At 72.0% G+C, this 13,728-nt stretch carries 17 protein-coding genes; 4 read left to right on the top strand and 13 right to left on the bottom strand.

From position 1 onward, the window contains the following. Positions 1 to 170: 170 nt before the first annotated feature. A complete protein-coding gene (locus tag E1269_RS13435) occupies positions 171 to 2,087 on the top strand; it encodes an anthranilate synthase family protein (RefSeq protein WP_131895269.1) in 1,917 nt (638 codons plus the stop codon). 10 nt (positions 2,088 to 2,097) lie between these two features. Then, on the top strand, positions 2,098 to 2,616 hold the full coding sequence (locus E1269_RS13430) for a hypothetical protein (RefSeq protein WP_131895267.1): 519 nt from the start codon (positions 2,098 to 2,100) through the stop codon (positions 2,614 to 2,616). 6 nt (positions 2,617 to 2,622) lie between these two features. Here the strand turns inward: E1269_RS13430 and E1269_RS13425 are convergent, their stop codons facing one another. From E1269_RS13425 to E1269_RS13380, 10 genes are all read right to left on the bottom strand, one after another. After that, positions 2,623 to 3,036 (bottom strand): VOC family protein, encoded by a 414-nt coding sequence (locus E1269_RS13425; RefSeq protein ID WP_131895265.1) that lies wholly within the window; start codon positions 3,034 to 3,036, stop codon positions 2,623 to 2,625. Continuing rightward, positions 3,033 to 3,890, bottom strand: coding sequence for a helix-turn-helix transcriptional regulator (locus tag E1269_RS13420; RefSeq protein WP_131895263.1), 858 nt, complete (start codon positions 3,888 to 3,890; stop codon positions 3,033 to 3,035). Before E1269_RS13420 ends, E1269_RS13425 begins: the two co-directional genes overlap by 4 nt. Positions 3,891 to 4,150: 260 nt before the next feature. Beyond that, entirely contained in the window at positions 4,151 to 5,170 is a 1,020-nt protein-coding gene (gene ilvC, locus E1269_RS13415) for a ketol-acid reductoisomerase (protein ID WP_131895442.1), read from the bottom strand. Positions 5,171 to 5,222: 52 nt separating this feature from the next. Next, entirely contained in the window at positions 5,223 to 5,747 is a 525-nt protein-coding gene (gene ilvN / locus E1269_RS13410) for an acetolactate synthase small subunit (RefSeq protein ID WP_131895261.1), read from the bottom strand. 14 nt (positions 5,748 to 5,761) lie between these two features. Next, a complete protein-coding gene (locus E1269_RS13405) occupies positions 5,762 to 7,534 on the bottom strand; it encodes an acetolactate synthase large subunit (protein WP_203433496.1) in 1,773 nt (590 codons plus the stop codon). Between the two features lie 299 nt (positions 7,535 to 7,833). Continuing rightward, positions 7,834 to 8,406: a hypothetical protein gene (locus E1269_RS13400; protein ID WP_131895257.1), complete on the bottom strand. Its 573-nt coding sequence runs from the start codon at positions 8,404 to 8,406 to the stop codon at positions 7,834 to 7,836. Then, positions 8,403 to 9,293: an Asp23/Gls24 family envelope stress response protein gene (locus E1269_RS13395; RefSeq protein WP_131895255.1), complete on the bottom strand. Its 891-nt coding sequence runs from the start codon at positions 9,291 to 9,293 to the stop codon at positions 8,403 to 8,405. The genes E1269_RS13400 and E1269_RS13395 overlap by 4 nt, the downstream gene beginning before the upstream one ends. Position 9,294: 1 nt before the next feature. Continuing rightward, on the bottom strand, positions 9,295 to 9,474 hold the full coding sequence (locus tag E1269_RS13390) for a hypothetical protein (protein ID WP_131895253.1): 180 nt from the start codon (positions 9,472 to 9,474) through the stop codon (positions 9,295 to 9,297). Next, complete coding sequence (locus E1269_RS13385; RefSeq protein ID WP_203433494.1) at positions 9,471 to 9,776, bottom strand: Asp23/Gls24 family envelope stress response protein; 306 nt, start codon at positions 9,774 to 9,776, stop codon at positions 9,471 to 9,473. Before E1269_RS13385 ends, E1269_RS13390 begins: the two co-directional genes overlap by 4 nt. An 11-nt stretch (positions 9,777 to 9,787) precedes the next feature. Beyond that, positions 9,788 to 10,288, bottom strand: a complete 501-nt coding sequence (locus E1269_RS13380) for an Asp23/Gls24 family envelope stress response protein (RefSeq protein WP_203433491.1) — start codon at positions 10,286 to 10,288, stop codon at positions 9,788 to 9,790. A gap of 112 nt (positions 10,289 to 10,400) precedes the next feature. Here E1269_RS13380 and E1269_RS13375 point away from each other — a divergent pair, with 112 nt between their 5' ends. After that, positions 10,401 to 10,967, top strand: coding sequence for an RNA polymerase sigma factor (locus E1269_RS13375; protein ID WP_131895248.1), 567 nt, complete (start codon positions 10,401 to 10,403; stop codon positions 10,965 to 10,967). Then, positions 10,958 to 11,479, top strand: coding sequence for a hypothetical protein (locus E1269_RS13370; protein WP_131895246.1), 522 nt, complete (start codon positions 10,958 to 10,960; stop codon positions 11,477 to 11,479). Before E1269_RS13375 ends, E1269_RS13370 begins: the two co-directional genes overlap by 10 nt. A 49-nt stretch (positions 11,480 to 11,528) precedes the next feature. Here E1269_RS13370 and E1269_RS13365 read toward each other — a convergent pair whose 3' ends face one another. The 3 genes from E1269_RS13365 to E1269_RS13355 all read right to left on the bottom strand — a co-directional run. Then, on the bottom strand, positions 11,529 to 12,086 hold the full coding sequence (locus E1269_RS13365) for a pyridoxamine 5'-phosphate oxidase family protein (protein WP_131895244.1): 558 nt from the start codon (positions 12,084 to 12,086) through the stop codon (positions 11,529 to 11,531). Positions 12,087 to 12,130: 44 nt separating this feature from the next. Further along, positions 12,131 to 12,835 carry an ABC transporter ATP-binding protein gene (locus tag E1269_RS13360; RefSeq protein WP_131895242.1) on the bottom strand — a complete coding sequence of 235 codons (705 nt, stop codon included), beginning with the start codon at positions 12,833 to 12,835 and terminating at the stop codon, positions 12,131 to 12,133. Then, positions 12,828 to 13,728: ABC transporter ATP-binding protein (locus E1269_RS13355; RefSeq protein ID WP_131895240.1), on the bottom strand; the 901-nt coding region annotated here is incomplete at its 5' end. The genes E1269_RS13360 and E1269_RS13355, both read right to left, overlap by 8 nt.

The raw sequence follows: 13,728 nt of genomic DNA, 5'->3' as shown, positions 1-13,728 counted from the left end.
GGTTAGCGTCAGCGCCATGTACGCGACTGTGCTCGGCAGCTGGTGGCGCGCCTCCTAGGCGGCGCACCCACCCTTCGCGTACTCATCCACGCACAGCGACCGCCTCGTCCGAGGCGGTCGTCGTCGTGTGCGGCCCGTTCTCCGGTCGGGGCTCGACCGGAAGGACCACCATGATCCACTCCCTGCTCCGCGATCCCGCTCCCCCGCCGTTCGCCGTGATCGCCAGGGCCGACGGGCCCGGCGTCGAGGTGCTGCTCGGCGAGGTCGTCGACGTCGAGCGGCTCGCCGACATCCCGCTTCCCGACGATGACGACGACGGCGGACCGGCCGGGCCGCGGGTGCTCGCCCTGGTCCCGTACCGCCAGGTCGCCGAGCGTGGCTTCGACCACCACGACGACGGTGCGCCGCTGCGCTGCCTCGTGGTCAGCGAGCGCGTCGTGCTCGGCGTCGACGAGGTCCTCGCCGCGATTCCCGCCGACGGTGTCGACGTCGAGCCCGGCGGGTTCGACGTGGACGACGACACCTACGCGGACATCGTCGGCCGGGTCATCCGCGACGAGATCGGCCGCGGGGAGGGCGCCAACTTCGTCATCCGCCGCGACTACGTGACCCGCCTGCACGGGTCGGTTCCGCACGCGGCACTGCGGCTGTTCCGGCGGCTGCTCACCGGCGAGCTGGGCGCGTACTGGACGTTCGCCGTGCACGCCGGCGACGTCACGATGGTCGGTGCCAGCCCGGAGCGGCACGTCAGCGTGGCCGGCGGCACCGCCGTCATGAACCCCATCAGCGGCACCTACCGGGCGCCCGCCGACGGCGTGACCGCCGACGGGCTGCTGCGCTTCCTCGCCGACCCGAAGGAGACCGAGGAACTGTTCATGGTCGTGGACGAGGAGCTCAAGCTGATGGCGCACGTCTGCGAGGACGGCGGCCGGGTGCTCGGGCCGTACCTCAAGCGGCTCCGGCACGTCGTGCACACCGAGTACCTGCTGGAGGGCACCACCCGGATGGACGTGCGGGACGTGCTGCGCGAGACGATGTTCGCGCCCACCGTCACCGGGTCGCCGCTGGAGAACGCCGCCCGGGTCATCACCCGTTACGAGCCGTCCGGTCGCGGCTACTACGCGGGGGTGGCGGCGCTGATCGGCCGCGACGACGACGGCCGCCGCACGCTGGACGCGCCGATCCTGATCCGCACGGCCCACCTCGACCCCGACGGCACCGTGCGGGTGCCCGTCGGCGCCACGCTGGTGCGGCACTCAGTCGCCCGGCACGAGGTGGCCGAGACCCACGCGAAGGCCGCCGGCGTGCTGGCCGCGCTCGGCCTCGGCCCGTCGCGGCAGGCGCCCGCCGACGCCGCGAACGACCTTGCCGCACACCCCGGCGTCGCCGCTGCGCTCACCGCACGCAACCGCACCCTGGCGCCGTTCTGGCTGCGGCCGCAGGGCCCGGACGAGCGGCCCGCGCTGGCCGGGCGGACCGCGCTCATCGTCGACGCCGAGGACCGGTGGACGGCGATGCTCGCTCACCTGCTGCGCCGGCTGGGCATGACGGCGGAGGTCCGCCGCTGGGACGACCCGGCCGTCGACGGCTCCGTCGCACGGTACGAGGACGGCTACGACCTGCTGGTGTCCGGTCCCGGACCCGGTGACCCGCGCGACGCCGGCGACCCGCGGATGGCGCATCTGCGCGGCCTGGTCACCGCCCGGTTGGCCACCCGGCGCCCGCTGCTCGCGGTGTGCCTGAGCCACCAGGTGCTCGCCGACGTGCTGGGGCTCCCGGTGGGTCCGCTGCCGCAGCCGTACCAGGGCACCCAGCGCACCGTGGACCTGTTCGGCCGGGCGACCAGCGTCGGCTTCTACAACACCTTCGCGGCGACGGTTCCCCTCGCCGTCCCAGCCGGCCTGGAGATCGCTGCGGACCCCGTCACCGGGGAGGTGCACGCGCTGCGCGGCGACGCGTTCGCCTCGGTCCAGTTCCACCTCGAGTCGATCTTGTCGACGGAGGGGGTCGACCTGCTGGCCGAGCTGGTCGAGGACGTGTTCGGGACGGTCCGGACCGCGCGGACGGCCGGCGCCGGATCCGACTAGGATTCGCACCATGGACGTTCCTGTCGTGACCGAAGGGCTGGTGCGGCAGTTGCGTGAGGGGTACCCGAACGCCGATTTGGTCTACGCCGGGTCCGGTGTGCTGGTGGTCCGACGGGCCCGTGACGGCGTCGTCGAGGGCGAGCATCTCTACAGCTCACAGCGGCTGGACAGCTGGCGCCCCGCCGCGGGCGGCCAGGCGCTGACCGACCGCGAGCAGGCGGCCCGGCTCACCGAGCAGCTGTTCCCGGTGATCGAGGAGCTGGTCGCGCGCGAGCGGGCCGACGAGATCCTCGGCCTGCTCAACGCCTATACGGGCCCGGACATCTGGGCCGAGCTGATCGAGAAGCTGCCCGACTTCGACCGCCGCATCCCGGCCGAGTACCCGAGCTACGTCCGGTCCGCCTACGACCAGCGCCACCACGACGCGACCGCCACGACGACGGAGTTCGTCGCGCTCGGCGACCGGGTGACGTTCTCGCTGGACCGACGCGAGAACCGCTGGCGGGCGGCCTACACCAAGGGCGGCTGACGGCGCTCAGCCCGCGCCCGCCTCCAACCGGCGCCGCACCTCCTCGGGGCTGAGGTCCTCCGTCGTCTGGGAGACGATCCACTGGATGCCGAACGGGTCGGCCAGCCGACCCTGGCGCAGGCCGTACGGCTGGTCGTCGATCGGGAAGACGACGGTGGCGCCGGCCTCCTCCAGCGCGGCGCCGGCGGCGTGCGCGTCGGCCACGTCGAGCGTGAAGAGGGCGGGCGCGGCTGGGTCGTGCTCGTCGGCGTCCTTGATCGACAGCGTGCTGCCGCCGACGCGGAACTCCGCGTAGACGACCCTGCCGCCCGGCCCGGGATGCCGCACCAGCAGCTCGGCTCCGAGCGCACGGCGGTAGAAGTCGATGGCCCGGTCGGCGCCGTCGACGACGAGCTTCGGGGTCACGGTCGTTTCGTTCATGCCACCATCGTGGCGCGATCGGCACGCCGGTGATTGGAGAAATCGGTCAGCGGAACGTGGTTGAGGGCGTCGGCCGAGCGTGGCCGGTACCTGCCGGGAGTCACCCCGGTGAGCGCGCGGAACTCGTGGATGAGGTGGGCCTGGTCGGCGTAGCCGTGCGTGGCGGCGACCAGCGCCCAGTCGACGTCGACGGGGTCCGCCCCGCGCTCGGAAAGCACCCGCTGCAGCCGCCGCACTCGGGCGAACCGCTTCGGCGACAGCCCGACGGCGCCACGGAAGCGGCGCTGGAAGGTCGACGTGGACAGGCCCACCCGGTCGACGACGGAGCCCACGGCGGCGCCGCGAGCCAGGGCGCCGACGGCGAACCCGAGCCCCGGGTCCGGTGCGAAGCGGCCGGCACGAGCCAGCCGGTCCAGCAGGACGCGCTCGAGGACGGCCAGCCGAGCCGCCGGTGCCGGAGCGGCCGTCAGGACCCGCTCGCGCACACAGGCGCCGTCGACGCCCCACAGGTCGTCCAGCCCGGTCACCGGGTCGGTGAGGACGTGCACCGGCGGGTCGACGAACGCGGCCACGCCGCCGGGTCGGAAGACCACGCCGGCGGTGGCGGCCTGGTCGACCGTGTCGACCCCGATCGGCCGGTCCAGCGCAGCGCACAGGCCAGCACCGGCCGTTGCGTGCTCGTCGTCGAGCCGGGCACCGTCATACCAGTGCAGGTGGTCGTCGGCGAGGTTGACGACGATCTGCGCGGCGCCGGTGGGCAGCGCCCGGTCACGCCCAGGCGGCAGTGGCTCGTCGACGTACCACAGATGATCGACGAACTGCGCGAGCGCCGGCGCGGGCGATCGGACCAGCATGCTTCCGACCGTACCCGCGGGCACCGACAGTCAGTCGTGGCGGCCGGTGACCGCCAGCCGGCCGCCCAGGCCGATCATGGCGACTCCGCCGACGGCGCTGAACGTGCCGAGCCGCCCGGGTGAGCGGGCGAACCAGTCGCGGTCTCAGCATCAACGATCCGGCACATCACGAGGACTCCTGGTGCGTCACCACGCTTACATCCCTGGTAGAGCACCAGAAGTCCTGGTGATGTCGCCATCCGTTGATGACCAACGCGTGGTCAGCGCGCGGCCGTGCCCTCGGTGTAGTCGTCCTCGCCGGACTTCACCCAGCTCATGAGCTGGCGCAGCTCGCGGCCGGTCGCCTCGATCGGGTGCGCCTCACCCTCGGCGCGCAGCCGCTTGAACTCCGGCGCGCCGGCGTCCTGGTCGGCGATGAAGCCGGCCGCCCACGAACCGTCCTGGATCGCGGTCAGCGCCTCGCGCATCCGCTGCTTCACCGAGGCGTCGATGACCTTCGGACCGGTTGTGTAGTCGCCGTACTCGGCGGTGTCAGACACGCTCCAGCGCTGCTTGGCGATGCCGCCCTCGTACATGAGGTCGACGATCAGCTTGAGCTCGTGCAGCACCTCGAAGTAGGCGACCTCGGGCTGGTAGCCGGCCTCGGTCATGACCTCGAAGCCGCTCTGGACCAGCCGCGACACGCCGCCGCAGAGCACCGTCTGCTCACCGAACAGGTCGGTCTCGGTCTCCTCGGCGAACGTGGTCTTGATGCCGCCGGCACGCAGCCCGCCGATGCCCTTGGCGTAGGACAGGGCGAGCGCCCAGGCCGACCCGCTGGCGTCCTGCTCGACCGCGACCAGCACCGGCACGCCCCGGCCGTCGGCGAACTCGCGACGCACCAGGTGCCCCGGGCCCTTCGGCGCCACCATGGCGACGTCGACATTGGCCGGCGGCTTGATGTAGCCGAAGCGGATGTTGAAGCCGTGACCGAAGAAGAGCGCGTCGCCCTCCTGCAGGTTCGGCTCGACGTCATTGGCGTAGATGTGCCGCTGGACGTGGTCCGGCGCCAGGATCATGACGAGATCGGCCTCGGCGGCCGCCTCGGCCGGCGTCACCACTCGCAGGCCTTCGGCCTCGGCCTTGGCGCGGCTCGTGGAGCCCTCCTTCAGGCCCACGCGGACGTCCACGCCGGAGTCGCGCAGGCTCAGCGCATGGGCGTGGCCCTGGCTTCCATAGCCGATGACGGCGACGACGCGCCCCTGGATCACCGAGAGGTCGGCGTCGTCGTCGTAGTACATCTCTGCCACGAGGGCTTCTCCTTGTCGATTGCTGGCGAACTGGACTTCAGGGTCAGGCGACGCGGTCGACGGGCCGGAGGGCGCGGTCGGTGATGGAACGCGGTCCGCGTCCCACCGCCACCACGCCGGACTGCACCAGCTCGCGGATACCGTACGGTTCCAGCACCTTGAGCAGGGCGTCCAGCTTGTCCGACGATCCGGTCGCCTCGATGGTCACCGCGTCCGCCGCGACGTCGACCACCTTCGCGCGGAACAGCTCGACGGTCTGGAGCACGTGCGGGCGGGTCTCGTTGTCGGTGCGGACCTTGAGCAGCAGGAGCTCGCGCTGGACCGACTGGCTCGAGTCGAGCTCCACGATCTTCAACACGTTGACCAGCTTGTTGAGCTGCTTGGTGACCTGCTCCAGCGGCTGGTCCTCGACGTGCACGACCACCGTCATGCGCGAGACCGCAGGATGCTCGGTGGGCCCGACCGCCAGGGAGTCGATGTTGAATCCGCGCCGCGAGAACAGCGCGGCGATCCGGGCGAGGACACCGGGCTTGTTCTCCACCAGCACCGACAGCGTGTGCTTGCTCATCGCTCTGTAGCTCCTCAATCGTCCGAACGGTCCCACTCGGGAGCCATCCCGCGTGCGATCTGGATTTCGTCGTTGCTGGTGCCCGCCGCGACCATCGGCCACACCATGGCGTCGCGATGGACGCCGAAGTCGACCACGACCGGTCGGTCGTCGACGGCCATCGCCTTCTCGATGGTGCGGTCGACGTCCTCGGCGGTGTCGCAGCGCAGCCCGACGCAGCCGTACGCCTCGGAGAGCTTGGCGAAGTCGGGGATGCGGCGGCTGTCGAGGTCGGTGTTGGAGTATCGGCCCTCGTAGAACAGCGTCTGCCACTGCCGGACCATGCCGAGGCTCTCGTTGTTGATGACCGCCACCTTGATCGGGATGCCCTCGATGGCGCAGGTGGCCAGCTCCTGGTTGGTCATCTGGAAGCAGCCGTCGCCGTCGATGGCCCAGACGGTGGTGTCGGGCCGGCCGGCCTTGGCGCCCATCGCGGCCGGAACCGCGAAGCCCATGGTCCCGAGGCCGCCGGAGTTGAGCCAGGTGCCGGGCCGCTCGTAGGAGATGAACTGCGACGCCCACATCTGGTGCTGGCCGACGCCGGCGACGTAGACGGCGTCTGATCCGACCAGCCGCCCGAGTCTTTCAATGACGTACTGCGGCGCCAGCTCGCCGCCCTCGCTCGGCGTGTACCCGAGCGGGAAGTTCTCGCGCCATTGGTCGAGCTGGCGCCACCAGCCGGTGAGGTCGGCACGGGTGCCGGCGGCGAACTCGGCCTCGACGGCGGGGACGAGGTCGCCGAGGACCTCCTTGCAGTCGCCCACGATCGGGACGTCGGCGGTCCGGTTCTTGCTGATCTCGGCCGGGTCGATGTCGGCGTGGACGACGGTGGCGCCGGGCGCGAACGACGACAGCTTGCCGGTGACCCGGTCGTCGAACCGGGCGCCCAGCGCGACGATGAGGTCGGCCTTCTGCAGCGCCGTCACCGCGGCGACGCTGCCGTGCATGCCCGGCATCCCCAGATGCTGGCGGTGGCTGTCGGGGAACGCGCCGCGCGCCGTCAGCGTCGTGACCACCGGGAACCCACCGAGCTCGGCCAGGCGGCGCAGCTCGTCCCAGGCTCGTGCCCGCAGCACGCCGCCGCCGACGTAGAGCACCGGGCGCTTGGCCGACGCCATCAGCCGGGCGGCCTCACGCACCTGCTTGGCGTGCGGGCGGGTCACCGGGCGGTAGCCCGGCAGGTCCAGCTCGACCGGCCACCGGAACGTCGTCGTCGCCTGCATGGTGTCCTTGGCGACGTCGACGAGCACCGGGCCGGGCCGGCCGGTGGCAGCGATGTGGAACGCCTCCGCGATGGTGCGCGGGATCTCCGCCGGGTCGGTGACCAGGAAGTTGTGCTTGGTGATCGGCATCGTGATGCCGCGGATGTCGGCTTCTTGGAACGCGTCCGTACCGATCGCGCCGCTGGCGACCTGGCCGGTGACCGCGACCATGGGAACGGAGTCCATGTGCGCGTCGGCGATCGGCGTCACCAGGTTGGTGGCACCCGGACCGGATGTCGCCATGCAGACGCCGACCTTGCCGGTGGCCAGGGCGTATCCCTCGGCCGCGTGCCCCGCGCCCTGCTCGTGCCGGACCAGGATGTGCCGGATCTGCTGCGAGTCGAACATCGGGTCATAGGCGGGGAGGATCGCGCCGCCGGGAATCCCGAATACGGTGTCGACGCCGACCGCCTCGAGCGAGCGAATCAGGCTCGCGGCGCCCGACATCGTCGTCCCGTCGTCCCTGGTGGACTCTCCCTGCGGCATGGCCGGCCCTCTCTGCCTCGTGTGCCCTTTGGTGGGCACATCTGGTGCTTTCGTCCGTTTCGAGCTGTCCCGTGCAACAAAAAACCCCTCGGCCCTGGCGGGCTCACGAGGGGTAGCGCGTCGGCGGGGTCGCCTAACGCGCTAATGAAGTACGAGAATGCCGAAACGCACGAATGCAACATCCCTCAGGCGACCGGCGCTCGTCAAGGCAGATGCCCGGTTGTCTCATCATCCGGTACACCCGTCCGCATCCCGAGCGGTGGACGTCGCCCGCCGCGCAGGTGGGCACGTGCCGCCGGTCACCGTACCCTCGTGCGCTTCGCCCAGGGCCGGCTCCGGACCAGGATCACCCGGCACCGGGCCCCGGACTGAGACCCCAGACAGCTCCTGAGAGCGGCCGAGGCTCGCTCCGCCGCCTCGGCGGTTTCGTCGAGGTCGGCTCCGGGATCGATCGCGGCACGCAGCTCGACCACGAGCTCCCGCGGTTCGCGCAGGACGCGACCGCCGCGCGCCCTCACCCCGGGCGCGTTGTCCAGAACTCCCGACGCCGCCGACACCAGCGCGCCGGAGTCGACGTCGAGCTTCCCCGTCCGGCCGGAGCCGGACAGCGGCAACCGGGTCATCACCGACCGTCGGGTGTGCGCCAGCAGCCACGCCACCGCGACCAGCACGAGCAGCAGCCCGACCAGGCCCTCCACCCATGGCCACCACGACTCGCCGGTGCGATCCAGCAATGCCGTGGCGTCGACGCGGTCGACGGCGTCCGGGATCCATCCGCGCTCCCAGGCGACGGCGGCGGCTCCGAGCGCCAGCAGGACCAGGCCCACCAGCAACACGACGAGCCGCTCAGTGGCCGCCGCTCCTCGCCTCATCGTGGCACCGGCCGTCGTCGGGCGCCGACGCGGATCTTCGGCGGGCCCGCCAGCCGGGCCAGCCGCCCGGTGACGGTTGCCCGCACCTCGTCGACGGTTCCCGCCTCGCCGTCGGTGGTGACGCGTACCGCCACCTTTCCCGGGCGCGCTCTCGCCGCGGCGTCGACGACGCCACCGTGGCTGGTGGCGCTGTCTACACCCAGCTCCTCGACCGCGCCCCGGGTCGCGAACACCCCGGTAGCGGCGTTGACCACCAGTGATCGCCGCGGGCGTCGCCACAGGGCCGAAAGCGCCAGCATCAGGCCGGCCAGCGCGACCGCGGCGCCGACCGGCGTCATCCAGGCCCGCGGGCGAAGGCCGTCCAGCCATTCCAGCAGCGGCACGAGCAGCCGTCGGCCGCCGATCACGTCGAGCTCGACCAGTGCGTCGTAGATCGCCGCGATCCCCAGCGCGAGGAACAGCAGCGCGACCACGAGCCCGGCCTTCCGGGCCACGCCGGGCGCGGCCGGCCGGGTCGCCGCCGGCAACGGTTCCGCGCCAGGGGGCGGGCGAAACGGCGCCACCTCATCCACCCGGACGTCGACCCGGTCGACGCTGAGGCCGGTCAGATCCCCGACCTGACGTGTCACGGCGTCCCGAACCGCGCCGGCCAGCTCTGGCATGCTGTGCCCGACCGGTGCCCGGACCGCCACGCCGACCCGCACGTGGCGACCAACGACGGAAGCCGTCGCGCGTGGAAGCGGGCGACCACCGAGCCGGTCCCACATCGACCCGGGCGGCTCCCGGTCCGCCACGTCGGCCGCGGCCCGTTCGGCGATGCGCTGCACCACTTTCTCGTGGATGGTGAGCCGGCCGCGGCTTTCAGCCGGCGGCGCGGCCGCGGCCATGTCAACCACGGTCCCGGCCGCGCATCATCGCCGTGACGTCCAGCTCGCCGGAGAGCTGGCCGGCGATCGCCGCGCCGAGCGCCCCGAGCAGCAACGCCAGGACGAATCCCCAGAAGCCCCCAGCGGCCGCGGCCACACCCAACAGGAGGCCAGCCAGCAGACCGGCAGTCACCGCGTTCACGTCACACCCTCCTCGGACCTTCGCCCGCCGGACGGCTCCCAGCGCTGCGTCACGTCGTCGACCACCACGTCCACAACGCCGGGCACCAGGCCCCAGACCCGCCGGCGGACAGCGTCGGCCGTGGCCGGAATCGAGAAACCCCAGCGCAGCACGACATGGATCTCCGCGTTGCCGACCACGTCCAGGCGCACCCCCAGCACCCGCCGGCCCGGCAGGTACGTGCCCACCTCGCCGAACAGTCCGCCATGGAGTTCGGCGACGCCGTCGATGTCGCGCACCGCCGCGGCGACGGTATCGGCCATCTCGGGCTGGCTCATTCGACCCGGCTCTCGGCCTGCTGCTCGTCGTCCTCGCCCTCGACGTACACGTCGTTGACGCTGAGGTTGATCTCTGTCACCTGCAAGCCGGTCATGCGCTCGACCGCAACGACGACGTTGCGCCTGATCCCGGTGGACAGGTCCACGATCGAGACTCCGTAGTCCGCTACGACGTCGATGTCGATGGCCACCTGCCGCTCGCCGACCTCCACCGAGACGCCCTGCTGCAGGTTGGTGCGCGAGCCAGGGATCCGCTCGCGGATCGCGCCGACCATCCTGGCCGTGCCGCCGCCGAGGTCATGGACGCCCGCGACCTCCCGCGCCGAGATCCCCGCGATCTTGGAAACGACGCCGTCGGCGATCGTCGTCCGGCCCAGCTCGGTCACCAGCGGCCCGGCCTCCTCTGACGTCGCGAGCCGGGCTCCGCCGCCGCTCGGGGCGGCGCCGGCCGTCGTGCCGCCGCCCGGCTTCGTCTCGTGAGTGGGCATCTCCGTCATGGTCATCTCCCCGTGTTCCCCGTCCGCGCCCGCCGCGCGACGACAGACGTAGGACACGCCCGACGGGCTGGATGTCACGCATGAATCGGGAGGATTCGGTCACAAACCCTGCGTGATCGATCGGCTCATGGACCCGGCCCTGGCGAGCGCGGACGATGCGGAGCTGGTCCGCCGGGCCCGCCTGGGCGACCGGCAGGCGTTCGAAGCGATCGCCCGGCGGCATGGGCCGGTCATGTACCGCTTCGCGCGCCGCGTGCTGCTCGACGACGGCGACGCCGAGGAAGCCGTTCAGGACGCGCTGCTGGCCGCCTGGCTGAACCTACCCGACTTCCGTGGCGACGCGGCGCTGCGTACCTGGTTGTTCAGGCTCACCCTGAACAAGGCTCACAACCTGCGGCGCAAGCGCCGGCCCGAACCCCGCGAAGCAGCCGCCGAAGGTCTCGGCGGTCCCACCGGCGATCCGGCTCGTGACATCATCGAGAACGAACTCGTGGTCGCACTCGACGCCGCCCTGACAACGCTGCCCGAGGCACAGCGGGTCGCTTGGCTGCTGCGCGAGGTCGACGAGCTCGCTTACGAGGAGATCGCCGCGATCATGCACACGTCGCGCGACGTGGTCCGTGGGCTGTTGCACCGAGCCCGGCGCAAGCTGGCGGAGAGACTGGAGCCATGGAGATGAGTGCAGACCCCGACGGTGGCCGCGGAGCCGGCGCGCCGCCGGGACGCGGCGACGTGGCGCCACCGGACACCGCGGTGGTCGACCGGGCCGCCTCGGCACTGCGGGCCTACACAGACTACGGGTGGCCCAGGGCGGCCCAGCGCATCCTGGCTACAGTGCTCACGGCCACGCGCCGGGCCCGGCCGGTGCGGGCCCGCGGTGAAGAGGGCGACTTCCGGGTGAGCGACCAGGTCGTGACGTCCTATCTGCAGGAGGCTATCGACCGGGTCGACGGCATCCGGGTGACGCACATCCGGCTCGACCTCGACGGCAACACGCTGGTCGCCCTGCATCTCACCGTCGCCGTGACCTACCCGGAACGGATCGCGCCCCTCGCCGACGCCGTCCGGCGGGCCGCCCGCGACTGCGTACGGTCGATCATCGGCGATGTCGACACGCCGCTCGACCTGCGACACATCCAGGTGCACGTCGGCGACGTCCGGCCGCCAACGGGGCGTCAGCCCGGGTCGTGACCTACGGCGAAAGGCCCGGAGTCTGGCCGCACATCAGCGCGCACGATGCTCATGCCCGGTCGTAGTCGAAGGCCGGCAGGCCGTCGAGGCTGGTGAGGTTCTTCCGGCGGCGGTACTCGACCCGGCCGTCGGCGCCCTTGCGGTCCATGTGCGCGGGCAGCAGGTCCCGCTCGCCGGCGTAGTCCATGAACGGCACGCCGTAGCCGCATGAGTCCGACACCCGGTGGACGGCGACGACGATGACGGCGCGGGCGCCGCGGTGCTCGGCGAACAGCTCGACCAGCCCGCCGAACTCGTCGTCGTAGAGCGTGACGACGCGGCCGGTGCCGTGCAGCCTCACCACGTTGGGCGGGCCGGTGAACGCGCAGAACATGACCGTGATGCGGCCGTTCTCGCGCAGGTGGGCGATGGTCTCCGCGCCGCTGGCGGTGTAGTCGAGGTAGGCGACGGTGTGCTCGTCGAGGACGGCGAACGAGCCGCCGATGCCCTTGGGCGACACGTTGACGTGACCACCAGGGCCGGACGGCGCCGTGGCGACGAAGAACATGTGCTGAGCCTCGATGAACTCCCGCAGCCGGCCACTGATCGATTCATGAACCTTGCCCACGGTCGCACCTTACCGGCGCCCGCCACATTCGGCAGCGAGCTGGCTCACAGACCGAGAACGCTGCGCCGGACGAGTGCGCTGCCGGTCAGCTCGGCGGCGCTGCCGGTGGCGACGATCCGGCCCTCGGCGAGTACGTAGCCGCGCCTGGACACCTCCAGCGCCCGCTCGACGTCCTGTTCCACCAGGAGCACGCTGACCCCGTCGGCATTGATCGCGCGGATGGCGTCGAACACCTCGTCGACCACCACGGGCGCCAGTCCGAGCGACGGCTCGTCCATGAGCAGCAGCCGCGGCCCGGCCAGCAGCGCACGGCCGATCGCGAGCATCTGCTGCTCCCCGCCGCTGAGGCTCCCGGCCAGCTGTGTGGACCGCTCGGCCAGCCGCGGGAACAGGGTCTGCACGCGCTCCAGACCGGCTGTCAGCTGTGCCCGCGCGCTCCGCCGGTACGCGCCCAGCACCAGGTTGTCGTGCACCGACATGCGGGCGAACACCCGGCGTCCCTCTGGAACCAGCGCCACCCCGTGGTCGCCGACCCGGTGCGCCGGCACGCGCGAGACGTCGACGCCCTCGACGGCGATCGTGCCGCGCGTGGAGCGGTGCAGCCCGGCGATCGCCTGCACCAGCGTCGACTTGCCCGCGCCGTTGGGGCCGACCAGGCTGACGATCTCACCGTCGGCCACCGACACGTCGACACCCCACAGCGCCTGTGCCTGGCCGTACCAGGCATCCAAGCCCTGGATCTCAAGCATGGGCGTGCCTCCCCAGGTAGGCGCGGATGACGTCGGGGTCGCTCATCACCGTCCGCGGGTCGCCGTCGGCCAGGCAGGCGCCCTGGTTCAGCACGACCATGCGGGTGGCCAGTTGGTTCACCACGCGCAGCAGATGCTCGACGATGACGATGGTGATGCCAGACGCGTGGATGCGCCGCACCACGGCGACCGCCTGATCGATCTCGGCCGGGTTCAGCCCGGCGAGCGCCTCGTCGAGCAGCAGCACCTTCGGCCGGGTCGCGATCGCCCGGGCCATCTCCAGCAGCTGCCGCTCGTGCAGGTTCACCTGCGCGGGCCGCGCATCGGCGAGGTGCCCCAGGCTGACGACGTCAAGACACCGCTCCGCCTCCTGCCGGGCGGCGGCCAGCGGTCGCGGCGACCGGCCGAACATGATCGCCATCGCCACGTTGTCGCGCAGCGTCATCGACTCGAACGGGCGCGGGATCTGGTGCGTCCGGCTGACCCCGATGTGCGCGATCCGGTGGGGCGGCAGTCCGCCGATGTCGCGTCCGGCCACGCGGATGGTCCCGCTCGTCGGGCGCAACGCTCCGGAGAGCAGGTTGACCAGCGTCGTCTTGCCGGAGCCGTTCGGCCCGACGAGCCCGACCAGCTCACCCGCACCGATGTCCAGCGTCACGCCGGCCAGCGCCCGCACGCCGCCGAAGTACCGCGTGACGTCCCGGCACTCGACCAGCACCTCCCCCACCTCCCCGTCGATCTTGGAGTAATCGCGGAATTGCGGCCCGGAATGCCCTATTGATTCCGCGGTTTCTCCAAGATCGACCGGGGCGGCGGGCGGCGTGGGACGGGGTGCGGCTCCTTCCGGTGCCCAGCCGGTCCGCGACGGGCCACGTCGGCGCCCGCCCCGCCCC

It is taken from the genome of Jiangella asiatica (assembly GCF_004349065.1).
GTDB classification, from domain to species: domain Bacteria; phylum Actinomycetota; class Actinomycetes; order Jiangellales; family Jiangellaceae; genus Jiangella; species Jiangella asiatica.
Note: the sequence above shows the minus strand (reverse complement) of the source record. Positions and strands in the feature narration are given on the sequence as shown.

What these genes read in the sequence shown, in the direction of transcription:
- E1269_RS13435 (WP_131895269.1), top strand. Translation starts at nt 171, where the DNA reads ATGATCCACTCCCTGCTCCGCGATCCCGCTCCCCCGCCGTTCGCCGTG.
- E1269_RS13430 (WP_131895267.1), top strand. Translation starts at nt 2,098, where the DNA reads ATGGACGTTCCTGTCGTGACCGAAGGGCTGGTGCGGCAGTTGCGTGAG.
- E1269_RS13425 (WP_131895265.1), bottom strand. Translation starts at nt 3,036, where the DNA reads ATGAACGAAACGACCGTGACCCCGAAGCTCGTCGTCGACGGCGCCGAC.
- E1269_RS13420 (WP_131895263.1), bottom strand. Translation starts at nt 3,890, where the DNA reads ATGCTGGTCCGATCGCCCGCGCCGGCGCTCGCGCAGTTCGTCGATCAT.
- ilvC (WP_131895442.1), bottom strand. Translation starts at nt 5,170, where the DNA reads ATGTACTACGACGACGACGCCGACCTCTCGGTGATCCAGGGGCGCGTC.
- ilvN (WP_131895261.1), bottom strand. Translation starts at nt 5,747, where the DNA reads ATGAGCAAGCACACGCTGTCGGTGCTGGTGGAGAACAAGCCCGGTGTC.
- E1269_RS13405 (WP_203433496.1), bottom strand. Translation starts at nt 7,534, where the DNA reads ATGCCGCAGGGAGAGTCCACCAGGGACGACGGGACGACGATGTCGGGC.
- E1269_RS13400 (WP_131895257.1), bottom strand. Translation starts at nt 8,406, where the DNA reads ATGAGGCGAGGAGCGGCGGCCACTGAGCGGCTCGTCGTGTTGCTGGTG.
- E1269_RS13395 (WP_131895255.1), bottom strand. Translation starts at nt 9,293, where the DNA reads ATGGCCGCGGCCGCGCCGCCGGCTGAAAGCCGCGGCCGGCTCACCATC.
- E1269_RS13385 (WP_203433494.1), bottom strand. Translation starts at nt 9,776, where the DNA reads ATGGCCGATACCGTCGCCGCGGCGGTGCGCGACATCGACGGCGTCGCC.
- E1269_RS13380 (WP_203433491.1), bottom strand. Translation starts at nt 10,288, where the DNA reads ATGACGGAGATGCCCACTCACGAGACGAAGCCGGGCGGCGGCACGACG.
- E1269_RS13370 (WP_131895246.1), top strand. Translation starts at nt 10,958, where the DNA reads ATGGAGATGAGTGCAGACCCCGACGGTGGCCGCGGAGCCGGCGCGCCG.
- E1269_RS13360 (WP_131895242.1), bottom strand. Translation starts at nt 12,835, where the DNA reads ATGCTTGAGATCCAGGGCTTGGATGCCTGGTACGGCCAGGCACAGGCG.